This is a genomic window from Sphingobacterium sp. UDSM-2020 (genome assembly GCF_016132525.1).
Classification (GTDB): domain Bacteria; phylum Bacteroidota; class Bacteroidia; order Sphingobacteriales; family Sphingobacteriaceae; genus Sphingobacterium; species Sphingobacterium anhuiense.
The window spans coordinates 3,933,495-3,953,657 of record NZ_CP066166.1 but is presented as its reverse complement, the minus strand read 5'-3'; the positions used below and the strand labels follow the sequence as shown (position 1 = coordinate 3,953,657).

17 protein-coding genes are annotated in these 20,163 nt (G+C 35.9%); 10 read left to right on the top strand and 7 right to left on the bottom strand.

All coding sequences use genetic code 11. The annotated features are described in order from the left end of the window. Positions 1-6: 6 nt before the first annotated feature. Both JAZ75_RS16585 and JAZ75_RS16580 read right to left on the bottom strand, forming a co-directional pair. Positions 7-813 carry a hypothetical protein gene (locus JAZ75_RS16585; RefSeq protein ID WP_208696767.1) on the bottom strand — a complete coding sequence of 269 codons (807 nt, stop codon included), beginning with the start codon at positions 811-813 and terminating at the stop codon, positions 7-9. 74 nt (positions 814-887) lie between these two features. Beyond that, positions 888-1,358, bottom strand: a complete 471-nt coding sequence (locus tag JAZ75_RS16580) for a Dps family protein (protein WP_132772702.1) — start codon at positions 1,356-1,358, stop codon at positions 888-890. A 156-nt stretch (positions 1,359-1,514) separates the two neighbouring features. Between JAZ75_RS16580 and JAZ75_RS16575 the strand changes: the two genes are divergently transcribed. Both JAZ75_RS16575 and JAZ75_RS16570 read left to right on the top strand, forming a co-directional pair. After that, the gene (locus JAZ75_RS16575; protein ID WP_232789237.1) at positions 1,515-3,209 is read left to right on the top strand and encodes an RluA family pseudouridine synthase; all 1,695 of its coding nucleotides are present in this window, start codon (positions 1,515-1,517) and stop codon (positions 3,207-3,209) included. A 313-nt stretch (positions 3,210-3,522) separates the two neighbouring features. After that, positions 3,523-6,114, top strand: a complete 2,592-nt coding sequence (locus JAZ75_RS16570) for a DUF5686 and carboxypeptidase-like regulatory domain-containing protein (RefSeq protein WP_168127466.1) — start codon at positions 3,523-3,525, stop codon at positions 6,112-6,114. Positions 6,115-6,171: 57 nt separating this feature from the next. On the opposite strand, the gene JAZ75_RS16565 is transcribed toward JAZ75_RS16570, so the two are convergent. Together JAZ75_RS16565 and JAZ75_RS16560 are read right to left on the bottom strand one after the other, a co-directional pair. After that, positions 6,172-6,807, bottom strand: coding sequence for a hypothetical protein (locus JAZ75_RS16565; protein ID WP_208696765.1), 636 nt, complete (start codon positions 6,805-6,807; stop codon positions 6,172-6,174). Between the two features lie 86 nt (positions 6,808-6,893). Then, a complete protein-coding gene (locus JAZ75_RS16560; protein WP_208696763.1) occupies positions 6,894-9,812 on the bottom strand; it encodes an FAD-binding and (Fe-S)-binding domain-containing protein in 2,919 nt (972 codons plus the stop codon). 162 nt (positions 9,813-9,974) lie between these two features. Here JAZ75_RS16560 and JAZ75_RS16555 point away from each other — a divergent pair, with 162 nt between their 5' ends. From JAZ75_RS16555 to JAZ75_RS16530, 6 genes are all read left to right on the top strand, one after another. Beyond that, positions 9,975-10,493: an FUSC family protein gene (locus JAZ75_RS16555; RefSeq protein ID WP_208696761.1), complete on the top strand. Its 519-nt coding sequence runs from the start codon at positions 9,975-9,977 to the stop codon at positions 10,491-10,493. Positions 10,494-10,699: 206 nt separating this feature from the next. Next, the gene (locus tag JAZ75_RS16550) at positions 10,700-11,173 is read left to right on the top strand and encodes an Lrp/AsnC family transcriptional regulator (protein WP_021189230.1); all 474 of its coding nucleotides are present in this window, start codon (positions 10,700-10,702) and stop codon (positions 11,171-11,173) included. 20 nt (positions 11,174-11,193) lie between these two features. After that, complete coding sequence (locus JAZ75_RS16545) at positions 11,194-12,261, top strand: EamA family transporter (protein ID WP_132844747.1); 1,068 nt, start codon at positions 11,194-11,196, stop codon at positions 12,259-12,261. Positions 12,262-12,352: 91 nt separating this feature from the next. Next, positions 12,353-13,117: a 5'-nucleotidase C-terminal domain-containing protein gene (locus JAZ75_RS16540; RefSeq protein ID WP_232789236.1), complete on the top strand. Its 765-nt coding sequence runs from the start codon at positions 12,353-12,355 to the stop codon at positions 13,115-13,117. After that, positions 13,092-14,051 (top strand): metallophosphoesterase, encoded by a 960-nt coding sequence (locus JAZ75_RS16535; protein ID WP_208696759.1) that lies wholly within the window; start codon positions 13,092-13,094, stop codon positions 14,049-14,051. The genes JAZ75_RS16540 and JAZ75_RS16535 overlap by 26 nt, the downstream gene beginning before the upstream one ends. A gap of 64 nt (positions 14,052-14,115) precedes the next feature. After that, on the top strand, positions 14,116-15,327 hold the full coding sequence (locus tag JAZ75_RS16530; protein WP_208696757.1) for an MFS transporter: 1,212 nt from the start codon (positions 14,116-14,118) through the stop codon (positions 15,325-15,327). A gap of 122 nt (positions 15,328-15,449) precedes the next feature. Here JAZ75_RS16530 and JAZ75_RS16525 read toward each other — a convergent pair whose 3' ends face one another. Both JAZ75_RS16525 and JAZ75_RS16520 read right to left on the bottom strand, forming a co-directional pair. Next, positions 15,450-17,360, bottom strand: a complete 1,911-nt coding sequence (locus tag JAZ75_RS16525; RefSeq protein ID WP_021189720.1) for a class II glutamine amidotransferase — start codon at positions 17,358-17,360, stop codon at positions 15,450-15,452. A gap of 98 nt (positions 17,361-17,458) precedes the next feature. Further along, positions 17,459-17,956, bottom strand: a complete 498-nt coding sequence (locus JAZ75_RS16520) for a TlpA family protein disulfide reductase (RefSeq protein WP_208696755.1) — start codon at positions 17,954-17,956, stop codon at positions 17,459-17,461. 146 nt (positions 17,957-18,102) lie between these two features. On the opposite strand from JAZ75_RS16520, the gene purN reads away from it, so the two are divergent. Together purN and JAZ75_RS16510 are read left to right on the top strand one after the other, a co-directional pair. After that, positions 18,103-18,675 carry a phosphoribosylglycinamide formyltransferase gene (gene purN, locus JAZ75_RS16515; RefSeq protein WP_183912049.1) on the top strand — a complete coding sequence of 191 codons (573 nt, stop codon included), beginning with the start codon at positions 18,103-18,105 and terminating at the stop codon, positions 18,673-18,675. Positions 18,676-18,725: 50 nt separating this feature from the next. Next, positions 18,726-18,905 (top strand): hypothetical protein, encoded by a 180-nt coding sequence (locus JAZ75_RS16510; protein ID WP_208696753.1) that lies wholly within the window; start codon positions 18,726-18,728, stop codon positions 18,903-18,905. Positions 18,906-18,912: 7 nt separating this feature from the next. Here JAZ75_RS16510 and JAZ75_RS16505 read toward each other — a convergent pair whose 3' ends face one another. Continuing rightward, positions 18,913-20,148, bottom strand: coding sequence for an MFS transporter (locus JAZ75_RS16505; RefSeq protein WP_232789235.1), 1,236 nt, complete (start codon positions 20,146-20,148; stop codon positions 18,913-18,915). Positions 20,149-20,163: the final 15 nt, after the last annotated feature.

Here is a 20,163-nt window from a genome sequence, read left to right as displayed (position 1 = left end):
ATTTTCTTATTTTACATTTATCCAATCCGGGTTACGCTCTTTCAAATATTTGAGAAAGCCTTTGTAATGCGCGGCCCCAAACATAATTAGAATTTTCTTTTGTGAAGCATCCGCCACCAAAGCTGCTAAATTTTGTTCTCTTTTTTTCATTATAAATTCCCGGTCGAAAATATTTCTAAACTTTGCTTTTATAGGCTTACAAGTATAAGGCTCATTTAAAGGAGTTTTCCAGTCACATGAATCAAGAATAATATCACCATAGCTGTATTCAAATTCGTCCAAAAGTTCATTTTTTGGAATATCAGCAATAACTGCTGTATTATAATCAACTTTAAAAAACGAATATTGGGGCTGTTGGATGATTCTACTTCCGAGATTTTTATAAAGTGGAGCCATTAATACTTTTGTTGTATCGGAAGTTTTTTCATATACTTTGGTACTACCTATTACGTGTCCTACTAATTTTCGAAACTTTCGATCATATACATCTCTTTGTTGGGCACTATCCACTTGGTAAGCGATACTTTCATAAAATACAACAAACCCTTGATTTTGTAATGAGTCAACCATTCGCTGAATATAATCGTAATAATTACGTTTACCTAAATGCCGCATGGGAATGTAAATCAGCTCACGTTCACCATTTTTTAAGTGATGTGTCCGCGATGCATTTTGTAAAACTCCAGTCGATTGTACCATAAGGGATTCGGCACATGAGAAAAACAGAAGCGAAAAGATAATTAAAACAAAATAATATCGCATACTAATGGAAAAATAAATTTGCAGTGATGTAATGGCCTTTACAATTATCATGCAGTTTTTAGTATTTTCAATAAAAAAGCAGTACCGAGGGTACTGCTTTTTTATTGAAAGGATTGTTATAAAAATTATGCTACATGAGCACGTAACATCCAAGCCATCTTTTCATGCTGCGCTAGTAAACCAACAAGAAAATCTTCAGTCGCCTGATCTCCAGCTTTTTCGACCGCATCCAAATTCCCTCTAATATTCATAATAACAGATTCATGATCTGACAGTAATTCCTTGAAAAACCCTTTACTATCTGTATGTTCGTACTTCGTCTCTGTAAGATGGGTCAATTCTAGATATTTGGCGTATGAACCTACTGCATAATGTCCGATTTGACGGATGCGTTCTGCGACTTCATCAATAATTTCTGCCAATTCATTATACTGCGATTCCAAAAATAAATGCGCGGCATGAAAATCTGGACCTTCAACATTCCAATGTGCATTTCTTGTTTTTTGATACACAATACTTTCATCCGCTAACACATTATTCAAAATAGCGGCTACCTTTGCCAAGTCTGCTTCTTTAATACCAATTTTTGCTTTCATAATGAATTATTTTACAATTTATTTAAATTATTAAAATCACTGTTACTTGATATACAATATTAATAAAATGAGGCCGTAAAGCCCATTAATTAAGAAATAATATTGTCATAAAAATAACATCATTTTTGTACTTTTGTACGCATAATGAAAACAACAATGATGAAGGGGAATTGTTTGAACGGTGATCTATACTTTCACGAATTTAATGAGGAAATCAAGGAAATACTTTTACCTACACATTTTACTTTCCCCTTCTGTTATGAACCACATGAACTGGCAAAACAAGCCTGCGCATCTGTTCAAGAATATATTCTTACTCAAACGGAATGGGTTCATAATTTTGGTTTAAACGAAAAAATGGATGGACAGGCCATTGGTAAAATGTTCGGTGTATTAATTGTCCAAGATCAAGATGGTCATATTGGATTTCTAGCTGGTTTCTCCGGTAAACTGGCTGGCAAAAATGATCATCGCTATTTTGTACCTCCGGTTTTTGATATGTTAACGGAAAATTCTTTTTTTCTGTTAGAAGAGGAACACCTCAATAACCTTAATAAGCAAATTACAGCATTAGAGCAGAGTGAAACAGGTACGCAACTGAAAGAAAAGCTCGATGATACTAAAGTGAGGCTGGATCAGCAATTGGCCAACTTTAAAGAAAATCTGAAAATTCAAAAGAAAGAACGTAAACAACTTCGAGACAAATCAAAATTAACCCTATCAGCTGCATCATATCAACTGCTTGAAGAAGATCTGATCAAACAGAGTTTAAGAGATAAGTTTGAACTGAGTGTTTTCCAAAAACAATATCACCATGATATTTCCATCGCTGAAAAACCGCTAAATGATCACCTCAATATAATAGCCGATTTAAAAGAAGAGCGTAAAAAACGTTCTGCACAGTTGCAAAATCAATTATTTGCACAATACAATTTTAAAAATGCGAAAGGGGAAACTAAAAATGTCATTGACATTTTTAACGCATACAATTTGCAACCACCTGCTGGATCTGGTGAATGTGCCGCACCAAAACTATTGCAATTTGCTTATTTAAATGATTACAAGCCAATTGCGCTTGCCGAATTTTGGTGGGGACAATCGCCTTCGGCTGAAGTACGAAGACATCAAAGCTACTACCCTGCATGTCGCAATAAATGTGAACCTATTCTCGGCTTTATGCTTGAGGGATTACAGGTTGATAAAAATCCGATGCTCGAAAGCCCTGATGAAAGCATTGAACTCCCCATTATTTACGAAGATGAAAGCCTGATCATTATAGATAAGCCTGAAGAATTTCTATCCGTCCCTGGCATACATGTTAAAGATTCGGTCTATACACGCATGCTTAAAAAATATCCCGATGCAGGGCCTTTAATTGTTCATCGGTTAGATATGTCTACATCCGGAATTCTTGTGATAGCCAAAACTAAAGAAGCTCACAAATTTATTCAGAGTCAATTTATCAACCATACCATCGTCAAGCAATATATTGCTTTACTTGATGGCATTATCGATGCCGATTCTGGAATTATATCACTACCTCTACGGGTTGATCTTGACGATAGACCTCGACAGTTAGTCTGTTATGAACATGGAAAGAAAGCAGTTACTAAATGGGAAAAAATCGAAATTATAAACGGTAAAACCAAAGTGCGATACTTTCCATTGACAGGAAGAACACATCAACTTCGCCTTCATTCTGCTCATCCTAAAGGAATGAACTGTCCTATTGTTGGAGACGATCTTTATGGTCAAAAATCCGATCGATTACACTTGCATGCTGCTTATATTGAGTTTAACCACCCTACTACAAAAGACCGCATTCATTTTGCGTCGGAACCCAATTTTTAAAAAATCAAAACAACTTCGTTGACCTTTTTGTTACAATAGTCAACGAGATTGGTTGTATTTAGGTCGAATTTCATCATAAAGAAGTAAAATTATAGTCAGTTTATTCTGACATTAAAACAAATGTACTGCTATTCAACAAGTTAATAGTCGATTAATAAAAATAGTGAAGTTAAAAAATTGTAAATGTTTTATTAATTCTTAATTTTTTATTTCTTTTGCATACAACTTATTAGAACTTTTAAGTTAAAAAGTCAGAAATTAAGATGGTGTTATAACACGTATCGGTAATTTGTGATATAATTAATGTAAAATTATGGAATACCAACGTAGTAGCAGTACAATTGCAAAAACACTATTTTTACTGGCATCAGTCATGTTAGTAAGTATTACTGCAGCATTAGGCCAATTAAAAACAGTACAGGGTATCGTTAAGGACAGCAAGACGAAACAACCGATCGGCTATGCGACAGTTGCTGTTGTTGGAGCACCTGCTGCCCCCGGCAATGCTACTTCGACTGAAGAGTCTGGACGGTTCACCTTAAAATTTCCAAAGAATTATGTGAAAATCCGTGTATCAAGTGTTGGGTATGATTATAAAGATGTATTTGTTACGAATGACGAGACGCAACAGATCGAGGTATTGATGGAATCTCAGGACAATACCCTTGACGAGGTTGTAGTTAGAGCAAAAAAGAGAAAGTATACAAACAAAGACAATCCTGCTGTCGCATTGATCCGTAAAGTAATCGAAAATAAAAGTAAAAATAGATTAACAGGGCAGCAATTCGCGCAGTATGACCAATACGAAAAGATCTCTTTAGGACTGAGCAATTTGTCAGAGAAATTTGTAAACAAGAAGATATTCAAAAATTACCAATTTCTTTTTGAAGTAGATGATTCGGCTAAAACTGCAAATAAATATCTATTGCCTGCTTTTATGGAAGAGAAACTTTCAAAAGTATATTTTCGTAAAGACCCTAAAAAAACAAAACAATATATCATAGGAGAGCAACGTGCGCAATTTGATCCCAAATTTATTGATAATGATGGTTTAAGTGCATATTTCAATAAACTTTATGAAACAGTAGATATTTACGATAACAATATCACACTGGTAACGAATCAATTTTTAAGTCCAATCGCCAACTCGGCTCCCACATTTTACAAGTTTTTTATCACAGATACGATAAAAACACAGCAACCGTGGTTAGTTGAACTTAGTTTTTTTCCACGCAATAAAGCGGACATGCTTTTCAAAGGCCAGTTATATATTACACTGGATGGTAACTATGCTGTACAAGGTGCTAATATGACTGTCGCTGATGATATCAATTTGAACTTTGTAAGGGACATGAATATTGAACTCAAATTTGATCAGGATGAAAGTAAAAGATTCTATTTAAGTCAAAGTACACTTGGTATTGATTTTTCTTTAACAGATAAAGGAACAGGTATTCGTGGTAATAGAACTGTCAACTATAAAAATTATAAAACTGGCGTTGTTCAACCGGATAGTATTTACAGTGGTCCTGAAACGGTAATTGCTTACAATATAGCAGATGGAAAAGGTACTCGAAAACTTTTTGATACGCAACGTCAAATTCCTTTAACGAAAAATGAGCTGAATATTTATCATAATATCGACACCCTGCAACAGATTCCTTCTTTTAAAACCTTTATGGATATTGCAGCTTTGGTATTATCGGGATATAAACAGGCTGGTCCTGTTGAAATTGGTCCGGTAAATACTTTTTATAGCTTTAACCCTGTCGAAGGATTTAGACTTCGTGTTGGTGGTAGAACTACAGAATCATTCAGTAAAAGGTTTTATGCTGAATCGTATGCAGCGTATGGATTTAAAGATGAAAAATGGAAATACTTTTTAAGCGGAACCTATGCTTTCAACAATAAGTCGGTTTATTCATTTCCACAACACTACATCCGGGCATCGTTCCAGCGTGACACCAAGATTCCTGGTCAAGCTTTAGAATTTATACAAGAAGATAACTTTTTGTTATCCTTCAAAAGAGGTGATAATGAAAATTACATCTATAATGATGTCTATCGCGTAGATTATAGAAAAGAATTTGAAAATCGCTTAAGTATTGGATTGGGATTTAATGCAACAAAACAATCGCCAGCAGGATCTTTAAGGTATCAGATCATAGATGATAATGGTCAAACTAAAGTGTTCAACGAAATCAATTCAACGGAGTTATCAGTAAATATTCGCTACGCTCCGAATGAACAGTTTTATCAAGGAAAGCTTTATCGTACTCCTATATTTAATGAATACCCTATTTTTAACTTTAACTACACGGCTGGACTTAAAGATGTATTCAAAGGCGAATATAGTTATCACAACTTTAACGTAGGAGCATTCAAAAGATTTTACCTGAGCCAGTTCGGCTATGCAGATATTGATGTCGCAGGTACTTATATTGCTGGTAAAGGAATTCCATTTCCTTTCTTAACGATACACCGTGCGAATCAGACTTATGCATATCAGCTTAATTCTTACAATTTGATGAACTTCTTGGAATTTGTCAGTGACCACCATGCATCCGCTAACATCCAATACTACATGAATGGTTTCTTGTTAAACAAAATTCCTGGTATTAAAAAGCTAAAACTTCGTGAAGTATTTAGTTTTAAAGCTGTATACGGTGGGCTTCGAGATGAGAACAACCCAGATCATTCTGACAAAGTATTTGACTTTCAGAAAAATGCTGACAATATACAATCTTCGTACACCTTTGGATCGGATCCATACATGGAGGCTAGTGTTGGATTGTCCAATATTTTCAAAATACTTCGCGTAGATTATGTCCGGAGATTAAATTATCTTGATCACCCAGGTGCTCCTAAATCGGGCATAAGGGCTAGAATAAAATTTGATTTCTAACATAAAAAAGGCTTTCTAATAATAGAAAGCCTTTTTTTTATAATATGATTTTAAAGCTTATTTACCTTCCAGTGCGGAAATAAACGGAGCGCGGAATTTAGGATCTTTCTCTTTAAATTCTAAAGATTTTTTATACGTATCAATGTTGAAAAACATTTCAGCCGGTTCCCCTGACTTTTGCTCTAAAAATAATTTAAAGCTATAAGTTGCTGTTTTATCAAGATCAGCATTTACTTTATTTGAAGAGAAAACTGTCGGTATCAATGTTGCACTTGCGAAAGGGCCAGAAGCTGGTACTTCATATATTTTACCCAATGCTTTTATAAAAGCATCACTCTCTGCACCTAAAGAAGAAATTTTAATTTTACCTTTTGTAAAACCAACATCTTCATTAGCGACATCATCAATAATTCCGGCAGGGATAAGATTTACGACTTCTACTTTCAATCCAACAGTATCTCCTTTGAAGGTACTTTTAGCCGTATAGATGTAACTAGAATCCGTTTTCACATCATCAACAATACGTAAGAAAAGATGTTTATTATTAGTGACAGGTCCATCAATGGTCAATTCCTCAATAGGAATGTTACTTTTTTTTGATTTATCGCCACCTTGTTGGTTTTGGGTAGTGTTGTCACATGCTGTCGCAAAAGCTAACGCAGATAGAACAGCAATTTGATTTATTTTTCTCATCTTTTTCAGTAATTATGTTTATCAGTAAAATCGTTTACTAAAACTAACGATTTTTACTGATAAACAAATAAAATAGATTGATTGTTTTACTTAATTAAAGCATCATATAAGATTTCTACAGGGTGGTAAGAATGTCTTGCCGCTCCATCTTTAATCTGGTGCCGGCAAGATGTACCTGCCGCAGCAATCCATGTAGAAGAATCCGTATTTCGGACAGTAGGCAACAAAACCAATTCTGCTACTTTCATCGAGATGTCGTAGTGTTCTTTTTCATAACCAAATGATCCCGCCATACCACAACAGCCTGATGGAATCACCTCTACTTGGTAGTTTTGAGGAAATGACAAGACTTTCTCTGTTGTTTCTACTAAATGAAATGCTTTTTGATAGCAATGTCCATGCAACTTAATTGTTTTCTCACGCGTACTGAACTGCTCTTTTTGAATACGGCCAGCTTCAATCTCTTTCAGTAAAAACTCATCAAACATCAATGCATTTTTAGCTACTCTACTTGCATCTTCATAGAGATCCGAATCTACCAAAGAAAGATATTCATCTCTAAAGGTAATGATACCCGATGGTTCTATTCCTAATAAGGGGGACTCCTCTGTTATTAGATCTTTCAAAAAAGTAATATTTTTATTAGCGATCTTCTTCGCTTCTTTAACCAGACCTTTTGAAAGATAAGTTCGGCCACTCTCAATATGTTTTGGAATAATCACTTCATAGCCTAAAGCAGTTAGTAATTTATATGCTGTAATACCTATTTCGGCATCGTTATATTCTGTAAATTCATCTGCGAATAAGTATACGCGCCGCTTTGCATCTGTCTTGTTTTTCTGTTTTCTCAACCATTGTGACAATGTAGTACCAGCTACCAAAGGCAGTGATCTCTTAGGGGCAAAACCAATGGTTCTTTTTACAAGGCCCGCTAAAAAGTCATTTTTGACAACAAAGTTGTATAAGGGCGCTACCAGTGATCCTAATTTTTGAGATTCTGTGAAATTTGCAATCACTCGCGACCGGAAGGGCACACCATGCTCATCGTAATAATGTTGTAAAAACTCGGCTTTCATCTTAGCTACATCAACACTAGAAGGGCATTCAGTTTTGCAACCTTTACATGATAAACATAAGTCCATCACTTCTTTTAATTCTTCATGGTCAAACCGGTTCTCTTTTGTTGAATTTGTCAAAAATTGACGCAACATATTGGCACGGGCGCGTGTAGTATCCTTTTCATCGCGTGTAGCCATAAAAGAGGGACACATCGTTCCACCGGTAATTTCTGTTTTTCGGCAGTCACCTGATCCGGAACACTTCTCGGCCAGACGTAGGATACTTTCCTCTTTCGAAAAATCGAAATAGGTCTTTATCTGTGTTGTATTTTTATTATTATCATAACGGAGATGGGTGTCCATTGGTGGTGTATTTACAATCTTATTGGCATTAAATACGCCTTTAGGATCAAATATTTCTTTAATCTGCTCAATGAGTTTAAAGACTTTTCCTCCTAAAACTTTCTCAATAAACTCACCTCTCAGACGACCATCACCATGCTCACCACTTAAAGATCCATTGTATTTTAAAACTAAATCTGTTGTCTTTTCTAAGATCGAGCGAAAAGTTTTTACCCCCGATTCTGTTTTTAAATTAACAAAAGGCTCAATATGGAGTTCTCCTGCTCCAGCATGCGCGTAATAAGATGCGTGAACTCCCTCTGCAATCAATAAATTTTGAATATCTGCTACATATGCAGGTAAATCTTCCGGAGAAACCGCACAATCCTCAATCAAATTAACCGGCTGACTATCTCCGGGTAAATTACGGATTAACCCTAAACCCGCCTTCCGTACATCCCAAACCAAATTGGTCTGCTCACCTGTTATATATGGATAAGCATAACCCAAATGCTTTTCAATCAACGCGGCCTTCAATGCCATCGCCTTTGCTTCCACTTCATCTGGCGTATTTCCTCTGAACTCCACTATAAGCAAAGCTTTGGGATCACCTTCTATAAAAAAACGATTATATTGATAAGTGGGGTGCCCGACAGTAAAATCCATGATATACTTATCGACAAGTTCCGAGGCTTCGGGATTATGTGACAAAGCAATCACATTACCTTCCATACACGCAATCATATCGTCAAAGTGGATACATAGGAGACCTAATTCTTTAGGCGGTAATGGTAATAATTGCAACTTGGCCTCTGTAACGATCGCTAGGGTTCCTTCAGAACCAGCTAATAGACGGCACATATTGAAAGGAGCAGTTTTATCCGATACCATATCCAGTGCATATCCTGTATTTCGTCTTGTTATCGACCGCTTGGGATATCCCGATGCTATTGCCTGCATATTTTCTTCCACTGTCAACATCGCATTCAATTCGCGGTAAATTGCACCTTCCCTATCTTTTTGTATTAATTTCTTGAAATAAGATGCTTCGTCCAACGCTTCAAATACGACCTCAGACTGATCATCTAATATGACATTCGCTGTTAATAAATTTTGACGGGTATCGCCCCATACAATGGAATGTAATCCGGAGGAATTATTACCGATCATTCCACCAATCATCGCACGACTTGCTGTTGAGGTTTCTGGACCAAACATGAAGCCAAATGGTTTGAGGTAATGATTGAGATCATCACGAATAACACCAGGTTGCACACGCACCCATTGTTCTTCGACATTTAATTCAAGTATCTTATTAAAATACTTCGAGATATCCATAACGATACCATTTCCAACAACCTGACCAGCTAAGGATGTACCTGCTGTCCTCGGAATAATCGTAATGCCGTTTGCAGATGCAAACTGTATTAAAATTTTGATATCTCCACTATTTCTGGGAATCGCTACAGCTAAAGGTAGTTCTTGGTACACGGATGCATCAGTGGAATAGGCAAGACGGATGGTATGGTGATAAGCAGAATCATCATAATACAAGTCCCCCGTTAAAGATTGCGATAATTGATCTAAAGAAATATTTTCCTTCACAGTATGGTATAATTTGTATCAACAAATCTAACTATTTTAAATAATGAAAAGAATTGATAATGCAAGAAAATGAAAAAACAATATTAAACACGCATAAAAACGCATGTATATGATTTTTTGATGCTGCAAATAAGATGTACTTTTGCAGTAAAATATTTTAAGATGCGTAAAACCCTCATGCGATATAGCCTTCACTCCGACTTCGTCATCTATCTGATTCGTATTTTGATCGGTTTTTCTATTGGTTACTTTTTATATATCAGCTTTCCTGAATATTCAGCAATATGGGCTTTAATTTCTATTGTTTTAGTGATTTCTCCGGATGATAATGAAGCAACAAAAATTGCTTTTGATAGAACTAAGTCTAATTTTATTGGTTCGGCGACGGGTATACTGTTTTATTTTACCAATCTTCCCCAGATGTGGTCTATGCTTTTGGGCGTCATCACATCCGTCGCTATATGCAGGTTATTCAATATCCTAAGTGTGGCCCGTACAGCAATGGTAGCCATGATCATTGTCGTGGTTCATGAACATCAATTAAAGTCATATGTTGCCGCACTCGATCGTTTTGCCTGTGTCACTATTGGTTGTCTCATAGGATTGATTGTCACTCTTAGCACCAGTTATATCATTAAAATATTACGTGAAAAGTACTCGATGGAAACCTTTAGCGAATAATATTCGATGAGACACCTAAAATACCAAAGATAATTCACAGAACACAAATACCCTAATAATCAGATTATTAAATAAAAAAAACTAGTACTCAGGCTAGTGAAAAGGCTATTTGTTCTAAAAAAAATAACCTCATAAATAGAATTATATTCTGAATTTAACTAAATAATTTGAATATTATTCGAAATATCACTACCTTTGCATTCGATATGACAAAAGTAGAATATAATTTAGATCATGTAGATTTCAAAATCTTGCGTTTAATGCAGGATAATGCTCGAATCAATAATGCTGATATAGCAAGAGAGCTTAGTATGGCTCCTTCTGCGATTTTAGAACGTGTTAAAAAATTAGAGCAAAAAAATGTAATCCTACAATACAACGCCAAGATAAATCCAGCGGCAATTGATCAGAAATTACTATCGTTTATATTTATCAAAGCGAACGATATAATTGGAGAACAGAAAGTCGGTATTCTTCTAGCAGAGATACCCGAAGTGCAGGAAGTGCATGATATTGCTGGAGATGATGGTTACCTAATCAAAGTTCGGACGGCTGATTCTACTGCGTTAGTCGATTTGATGCGTAACACTTTGGGAAAAATTGAAGGAATAATTTCAACAAGAACCACAATTGTTTTGCAAACAGTGAAAGAAGAACAACAATTAGTTATACCGGAATAATTTAGGAAAGGAATAGAGAGATGTTAAATAATAAAGTACAACAAGCAAGCCCTTTAATGATCGTACTCGCGTATGCTGTCGTATACATTGTATGGGGGTCGACTTTTTTCTTTATTGAAAAAGCGCTACACAGTTTCCCGCCATTCATTTTAGGATCTTTTAGGTTTATTACTGCAAGTATTTTGCTGATGGGGTACTGTGTATTGAAGGGTTATAAAATATTCAACAAGAGAGCAATCCGCGATTCTATTGTTGTCGGATTTTTACTCTTATTTATTGATATGGGTGGTCTTATCTGGGCAGAGCAATATGTTTCAGGTGGTGTTGCAGCGATTATTGCGGCAGCAGCGGCGATTTGGTTTGTTATTCTTGATAAACCAAAATGGAAAGAAAATTTCAGCAGCAAATCTACCATCGCTGGTTTGATTTTAGGTTTTGCTGGTGTTGTTTTACTCTTTGTAGAGCAAATCATCGCAAGCAAATCTTCTGCAAATAAAGAAATAACCGTTATTGCTTTAGTGATTATGGTGCTTGGATCTATCGCCTGGACCGCAGGTTCATTATATTCCAAATACCAGAAGAAAAGTCAGCAAGAAGAGACGGAAGATTTACATGTCTCCGTAAAGACTGCATGGCAGATGATTACAGCAGGTGTATTATTTACAATTGTTGCCAGCTTAAATGGTGAATTTGCTCATTTTAGTTTTCAACAGGTAACGCCTATCGACTGGTTTAATATATCGTACTTAATTGTTTTTGGATCTATTTTAGCATTCAGTTCTTACATCTGGTTGCTATCAGTAAGACCTGCTACGGAAGTAAGTACATATGCCTATGTTAATCCTATTGTAGCATTGGTATTAAGTTACTTTTTCAGTAGCCATGCCGTGACATACATACAAGTAATAGGCCTAGTTATTATATTGGTTTCCGTATTGCTGATGAACTGGAAATTATATAAGAATAATAAAATGGTTGCAAAAATCACAAAAACTACCATTGCAGATCGTCGGAAATCAATACGATTGAGAAATCAAAGAGATGCTGTGGTCAGAAAAGACATTAAAAAACCAGAGGTTGCCAATTAGAAAAAGCGCCTTCTTTTGCATATTGATAATAAAAGCTTAACAAAAATGTTAGGCTTTTATTATCTACATTTGTACCGAAAACACTTATTACATGATGAAACTTACTATACATCAACTTCAATATGTAACCTTCGGGTTTTTAGCTATTTTACTTAGCACATCTTGCAGCAAAAAATTAAGTCCTGTCCAAAAGGACTTTAAGCAATACGAGATCAATAAAAGCACCGTTGAGGATACCGCGATCGTAGCTATTTATAGTCCGTATAAAAAGCAAATGCAGGCAGAGATGAACCGGGTAATCGGCTTCTCGGAAGTTGCATTGACTAAAGAGAAAACTCCTGAAACTTTAATGGGAAATTTCTTTACACAAGCGCTATTGGTTGCCAGTGAAAAAATCAACAACAAGGCTGATATCGCTTTTGCAACAAAGGGCGGTATTCGCAATGAAATAAAAGCGGGAGATATTACTGTAGAGAGTGTTTTTGAGGTTATGCCATTTGAAAATCAGCTTACAGTGATGGAGCTGAGCGGTGAACAAATTGAACAACTCGCCAACTTTATAGCGGCAACAGGGGGGCAACCTGTTTCAGGAATTACCTTATCTATCCAAGATAAAAAGCCAATAAATATTCAGGTACAGGGAAAAGATATAGACAAAAATAAAACCTATAAAGTAGTCACCTATGATTACCTAGCGAATGGAGGAGACAATTTAGATTTATTTACACATGCGCTTAAAAGAACTGATTATCCTCAAAAAGTAAGGGAAAGCTTGATGGACTATATTTCCAGCTTTACAAAAAATGGTCAAAAAATTAATATGCAATTAGATGGAAGAGTTAAAATCATTAAATAGAAGAGGCTTTATAAAGACTGCCGCAGGCCTTTCTGCAGCAGTAACCCTTGGTACGTTACCATTCTCATCATTTGCAGGTTCAAAAAAAATAAAATTAACCATTCTACATACCAATGATGTTCACAGCAGAATTGAACCCTTTCCTATGGATGGCGGTAGATATCAAGGATTGGCAGGAGTTGCACGCAGAAGTACACTTATCAAAAAAGTAAGGGCTGAGGAAGATCATGTTCTTTTGTTGGACGCAGGCGATATGTTCCAAGGTACTCCCTATTTTAATCTGTTTGGAGGGAAATTAGAGCTTGACTTAATGACCAAATTGGGATATGATGCGGGTACATTTGGTAATCACGAATTTGACAATGGGTTAAATGGGCTTATCAAATATCTGGATCATGCCAAATTTCCTTTTTTAACGGCAAACTATGACTTCACAGGAACAGTGCTGGAAGGAAAAACACAAGATTATACCATCTTCAAAAAAGGTGGAGTGAAGATTGGTGTTTTTGGTTTAGGGGTAGATATTGAAGGGCTGGTTGATCCGAATAATTTCAAAGGCATGAAATACCTGGATCCAATTCTTGTTGCAAACCGCGTGGTCAAAGAATTAAAGGAAAAGCATAAATGTGACCTTGTCATTTGTCTATCTCATTTAGGTTATCAATACGAAAGTGAGAAGGTATCCGACCTCGTATTAGCTTCCAAGACTAGTGATATCGATTTAATCATTGGTGGACATACGCATACCTTTTTGAAAGAACCTACTTTTGTAACAAACTTAAAGGGAACAAAGACAGCCGTTAACCAAGTGGGTTTTGCAGGAATAAACTTAGGAAGAGTTGATATTATTTTTGAACCTTCGACAGGTAAAAAGAATATGTTAGCCTCAACTTATGAAATTAACAATTCTATCGAAGCATCCCAATTAGTTTAAAAATAACATTTTTATCTAGCCAAAGGGATATGATTTATTCCTTTGGCTTTTTTTACATATTCACTTGAAAAAACTTTTATCCATCTATATCGGATCCTTCAAAGGGTTATCGCGCTCCGCATGGTTGCTCGCAATTGTAATGCTTATCAACAGAATGGGAAGCATGGTAATCCCATTTTTAGGAATTTACATGACCCAGGCTCTTAATTTCAACATTAAGCAGGTTGGTCTTGTTCTGATGTGTTTCGGCTTTGGATCTGTTTGCGGTTCACATGTAGGAGGTTGGCTGACAGATCGATTTGGGAGTTTTAAAGTCCAGCTACTCAGTTTGACATTAGCAGCTCCCCTATTTCTGATCACTCCTTACTTCAGGACTGTCGAGTCTTTAGGTATTATGATCTTTATTTTGAGTGCTGTCTTTGACGCATTCAGACCTGCCAACTCGGTTTCGGTCGCAAGCTATGCTAAACCTGAAAATATAACACGTGCTTTTTCATTGAATCGATTAGCGGTTAATTTGGGGTTTTCAATTGGACCTGCGGTTGGTGGCTTTTTAGCAGGGATATCCTTTAACTGGATATTCTACGGAAATGCAATGGCGGCAGCAGTGGCAGCGGTTGTCTTTTTTCTATTTTTCTATAAGAAGGAAAAAAACAATTTAAAAACTTTAAAAACAGCACCTATTACCACAACATCGCAGCATAAAAAAGAACGAAATCCATATAAAGATAGTCCATTTATCATCTTTAATATCCTTTGCTGTATATTCTCATTATGTTTTTTCCAACTCATATCGACACTTCCTATTTTCTATCGTGAAGTGCATCACTTAAATGAACATGAGATCGGATTTTTAATGGGCTGGAGCGGTTTAATTATCGTTCTTCTAGAAATGTTTATTGTACATATTGCAGAAAACAAATTGACCATCACAAAAACATTGGTAATCGGAACGCTTTTCTGTTCTATATCTTATGCCATGTTCAATATACATGCAGGGGTATTCATGCTCTATGTTACTTTTTTCGTGTTTGGCATCGGCGAAATGTTAACACTGCCTTTTATGGCAACTGTAACCATAAACAGGTCAACAGCCAAAACACAGGGAGCCTATATGGGCTTCAATTCATTAGCCTTCTCTGCTGCGAATATTTTTTCACCGCTTTTAGGGACAAATATAGTTGGATCCTTTGGATTCACAACACTTTGGTGGGCTACCTCTGCCGTTCTCGCGTGTACAGCAGTAGGATTTTACTTTGTTTTGAAACGTTTGTAGCAGTTCTAACGAATAGGTATACAATCGATTATTTTAGATTAAAATTGACTTAAAATACATATTATAGAAAAGGCCCGATATATAAATATCGGGCCTTTTCCATAATATGTATTTCGCTCTTATTAACTACTGAAGTAAGCTCTTACGTTCTTACCTTCTACCCAGTTCATAAATGCTTTATTGACAACTTTATTTCCTCCAGGAGTCGGATAATTACCAGAGAAGTACCAATCACCTTTATGATCAGGACAAGCAATATGTAAATTATCTAAAGTCTGGAAAATCACTGTTACTTCAGCTTTCAAATGATGTGGCGTAATGATTCTCGCAATTTCATTTGAAATTTCATCATCTGTAAAGGGTTCGTAGATAGCTTTGACGTAATTTTCTATTTCGTCAATATCTGCTGTTATTGAAACCAAACATTTTTGATATACTTCATCAATAATATGTGCTAAACCACGTTGTCTTAATAACGATATAGCCGCTTCAAAAGCAACAAACTCACCCATTCTAGACATATCGATACCGTAACAATCTGGGTAACGAATTTGCGGTGCTGATGAAACAATTACAATCTTCTTCGGATTCAGACGATCTAAAATTGTTAAGATACTTTGTTTTAAGGTTGTTCCTCTTACAATGGAATCATCAATCGCAACGATTGTGTCTTCATGATCTTTAACAATTCCGTAAGTTGTATCGTATACATGCTGTACCATATCAGTACGATCAGCATCTTGCGTAATAAATGTACGTAACTTAGCATCTTTCACATTCAATTTCTCAAAACGAGGATGAATGCTTAAAATATCTTCTAACTCACCGTCATCAATCTTATCCGCTCTATTTAATAAGGCATCCTTTTGAAAATCTCTAACGTAGGTATTGATACCATCCATCAGACCGTAGTAAGATACTTCAGCCGTATTTGGAATAAAAGAAAATACCGTGTTCTTAATATTATTATCAATTGCATTTAATACTTGCGGACATAAAAGGCGGCCTAATTTTTTACGCTCTTTATAAATATCAGCATCTGAACCTCTTGAAAAATAGATACGCTCGAAAGAACATGATTTTTGCTCAACAGGCTCTCTAAACATTTCTTCGGTAACTGTCCCATCTTTTTTTGCAATCAACGCATGTCCAGGTTTAATTTCCTGCACTTTATCAATTGGAATATTAAATGCAGTCTGAATAACTGGTCTTTCTGAAGCAACAACAAGCACTTCATCGTCTTTATAATAGAAAGCAGGACGGATACCGGCAGGGTCGCGCATAACAAATGCATCTCCATGACCAAATATACCTGCAATCGTATAACCACCATCCCAAGTTTTTGCTGAACGCGTTAAGATCTTAGGAACATCCAAGTTTTTTGCAATCAGAGAACTGATTTCAATATTAGAATAACCTTCTTTCTTAAACTTGTCAAATAAATCCTGGTTTTCGTCATCTAAGAAATGTCCAATTTTTTCTAATACAGTAACTGTATCTGCCTTTTCTTTTGGGTGTTGACCTAGCTCGTACAACTGTTGCAATAATTCGTCAACATTTGTCATGTTAAAATTACCGGCAACAACCAAATTGCGAGACATCCAGTTGTTCTGTCTTAAGAAAGGGTGACAACTTTCAATGCTATTTTTACCATGAGTACCGTAACGCAAATGACCTAATAATACCTCTCCGGTAAAACTAACATTATCTTTTAACCATTGTGTATCTTTAGATTCCTCCGGATATGCCTTGTGTACAGATGCAAACTTCTTTTGTACATATTCAAAGATATCAGCCACAGCACTGGATCCCATCGCTCTGTAACGAGAAATGTACCGATTTCCTGGCTTTACGTCGAATTTTATGGTCGCAATACCCGCACCATCTTGGCCACGGTTGTGTTGCTTTTCCATCAATAAGTACAATTTGTTTATGCCGTAGTAAGGCGTACCGTATTTTTCCTGGTAATAAGAAAGGGGCTTTAACAGTCGAATAAGTGCAATACCGCACTCGTGTTTAATTGAGTCGCTCATATCTTGATTTGATGTCGCAAAAATAGCAAATATTTATAATTAGTTGTATCAAAAAAAGACTCTTGTATTTAAAAATTACAACTAGAAGACAAGCAAAACTATTTGATTAGCTGTTGCAAAGCTACTTGCAATACCTTAACATCATCAACACCATCTAAATGTTTTAATAATTTGTGTGTTTTTGCATCGTAGATATACAGTGAAGGTGTTTGTGTAGGTTTAAATAAGCTGATAAACTGTCCATTTTTATCCAAAATAAAAGATACGTTAGGATGAGGTCTCAATTTCTTTGCAAACATATTTATAAATCCTTCCACATATTCGACATCATTCATGGCAACAAAGTAGAATTTAATATTTTTAAACGCCTGTAGCTGTTCCGCTATCCCCGCCCCCATTTTCTGACAATGACTACAGCCCGTATCGTAGTAATTAAAAATAATAAGTCCCTCCTTTGGTAAATCGGACGTTTTAAAAGATTTACCGGTAAATACCTCTTGAAGAGAAAAATATGGGATCTGTGTAGGCGCCTGAGCACTGACCCGCTTTGTTGGTATAAGTAAAAAAGTAATTAGTATTAATGTAAATGTTTTCATAAGCTTAAAAATAAAACAGTATTGCCAAAGGTTAAATATACGAGTCAAATTGTACACATAACACCAAGCTGTTAGTTTATTTACAAAAAATAACGTAAGTTTGGTTGATTAACTTTTTTTAGAACGTCACTTAACACAATTAAACTGTGAAAAAACGTATTGCCATATTTGCTTCAGGTTCTGGTTCCAATGCCCAAAAAATAATGGAGTATTTTAAATATTCTGAAGATGCCGAAATCGCTATCGTATTGAGCAATAATGCTGATGCATATGTTATCCAAAGAGCTGATAATTTTGAAATACCTGTCCACGTATTTGACCGAAATGAATTTTTCAAATCGGACGAAATTGTTAAAATGTTAAAAAACTTAAACATTGACTTAATTGTACTTGCAGGATTCCTTTGGTTAGTTCCTAATAATCTTTTACAAGCTTTTCCCAATAAGATTATTAATATCCATCCAGCGCTGTTACCTAAATATGGTGGCAAAGGTATGTATGGTGATCATGTTCATAAAGCCGTATTGGCAAATAAAGAAACAGAGCATGGCATAACAATTCATTTTGCAAATGAGCATTTTGATGAAGGAGAAGTAATTTATCAAGGCCGATTTAAAGTAGAGCCTCATGATACTTTAGAGGTAATTAAGTTTAAAGGACAACAATTAGAACATCAGCAATACCCTAAAGTAATTGACAACTTACTAAAAAAGATGTAATTTAACGTTTTTTATTTAGACTACTTATAAATAATATATATCTTTGCATTATGAATACTTCAGAATTGCAAGGAACAGAACTTCAAGATACATTCTCAAAGGAGAAAATAGATTTTTGTGCTGATACAAAAGCATCAAGTCCGTTTTCTCCTTTTTCATGTGCTTGTTTCAAAAAATGTTGTAAGAAATATAAAAAAGGGAATCGTTGCGGCAAATGTCCAAAGCGCTAATTTTTGCCTACTCTTCTTCCAGATAATTCAGATCTTTATCAAAGCTCTCTTCGAGCTGTGTTAATGCATATATAGCAATTCCTGATAATAAAAATATCATCATAAATGCGGCTGTAATAATACCCAAGTGATTGACAAGAACACCGTACAATATTGTTGAAGGGATCAGTGCTCCACGAACAAAGTTAGGTGCAGTAGTGGCCACTGTAGCTCGCAAATTCGTCCCGAACTGTTCTGCAGATATGGTGACAAAAGTTGCCCAATAACCTATACCAAGTCCCATAAAAAAGGAAAGCCATATAAATTTAGTCTCAGACAAACCATCACTTAATAAGTACAATGAAGAACTTACGAGGATAATTATTTGACACAGTAAAACGACTTTCTTTCGTGATTTCAAAACCTGAGCTAATAAACCTGCCAGTAAATCCCCTAAAGAAATCCCCAGATAGGTGAACAAAACTCCTTTTCCAGCACTAAGAACAACTGGCGCATGTAGCGCTTTACCAATCTCTGGAGCCTGAGTAACCAGTACGCCTACCACAAACCAAATTGGTAATCCGATGCACAAACAGTATAAATATCTTTTAAAACGACGTTTATCAGTAAAAAGCATACTAAACTTGCCCTTCACTACTGTTTTCTCTTCTGCTGTTTTAAACAAGCCAGACTCGAGTGCTCCTACCCGCATTAACAGTAACAACAATCCCATACCGCCACCAACAAAGTAGGCAGTTCTCCAATCATATTGTTCAGATATAAAATATCCTAAAACGGCGCCTAAAACACCAACTGTAGCAACCAGCATGGTACCATACCCTCGTTTTGATTTATGCATGCTTTCGCTAACTAAGGTAATACCGGCTCCCAATTCACCCGCTAAACCAATACCGGCAATGAAACGAATGATACCGTAAGTCATCACATCATGTACAAAACCATTCGATATGTTCGCCAATGAATACAGCAAAATCGAACCAAACAAGACTTTCAATCGCCCAAACTTATCACCAATGATCCCCCAGATCACACCTCCAATCAGTAATCCGCCCATCTGCATATTTAATACAAACTCCCCCTCGGAACGCATATTCGCAGGAGAAACACCTATTTCTTCAAAAGATTTAACACGAACAATCGAAAAGATAATGAGGTCATATATATCAACAAAATACCCCAATGAGGCAACAAGAATAATAATCCAAACATTCTTGTTTGAGGACATTTCGGGTTGGTTAGCCATATTTTATTTTTTTAT

Bases quoted from the DNA above. Each gene is read 5' to 3' on its own strand.
- JAZ75_RS16585 (WP_208696767.1), bottom strand. From the start codon at position 813: ATGATAATTGTAAAGGCCATTACATCACTGCAAATTTATTTTTCCATT.
- JAZ75_RS16580 (WP_132772702.1), bottom strand. From the start codon at position 1,358: ATGAAAGCAAAAATTGGTATTAAAGAAGCAGACTTGGCAAAGGTAGCC.
- JAZ75_RS16575 (WP_232789237.1), top strand. From the start codon at position 1,515: ATGATGAAGGGGAATTGTTTGAACGGTGATCTATACTTTCACGAATTT.
- JAZ75_RS16570 (WP_168127466.1), top strand. From the start codon at position 3,523: ATGGAATACCAACGTAGTAGCAGTACAATTGCAAAAACACTATTTTTA.
- JAZ75_RS16565 (WP_208696765.1), bottom strand. From the start codon at position 6,807: ATGAGAAAAATAAATCAAATTGCTGTTCTATCTGCGTTAGCTTTTGCG.
- JAZ75_RS16555 (WP_208696761.1), top strand. From the start codon at position 9,975: ATGCGTAAAACCCTCATGCGATATAGCCTTCACTCCGACTTCGTCATC.
- JAZ75_RS16550 (WP_021189230.1), top strand. From the start codon at position 10,700: ATGACAAAAGTAGAATATAATTTAGATCATGTAGATTTCAAAATCTTG.
- JAZ75_RS16545 (WP_132844747.1), top strand. From the start codon at position 11,194: ATGTTAAATAATAAAGTACAACAAGCAAGCCCTTTAATGATCGTACTC.
- JAZ75_RS16540 (WP_232789236.1), top strand. From the start codon at position 12,353: ATGATGAAACTTACTATACATCAACTTCAATATGTAACCTTCGGGTTT.
- JAZ75_RS16535 (WP_208696759.1), top strand. From the start codon at position 13,092: ATGGAAGAGTTAAAATCATTAAATAGAAGAGGCTTTATAAAGACTGCC.
- JAZ75_RS16525 (WP_021189720.1), bottom strand. From the start codon at position 17,360: ATGAGCGACTCAATTAAACACGAGTGCGGTATTGCACTTATTCGACTG.
- JAZ75_RS16520 (WP_208696755.1), bottom strand. From the start codon at position 17,956: ATGAAAACATTTACATTAATACTAATTACTTTTTTACTTATACCAACA.
- JAZ75_RS16510 (WP_208696753.1), top strand. From the start codon at position 18,726: ATGAATACTTCAGAATTGCAAGGAACAGAACTTCAAGATACATTCTCA.
- JAZ75_RS16505 (WP_232789235.1), bottom strand. From the start codon at position 20,148: ATGGCTAACCAACCCGAAATGTCCTCAAACAAGAATGTTTGGATTATT.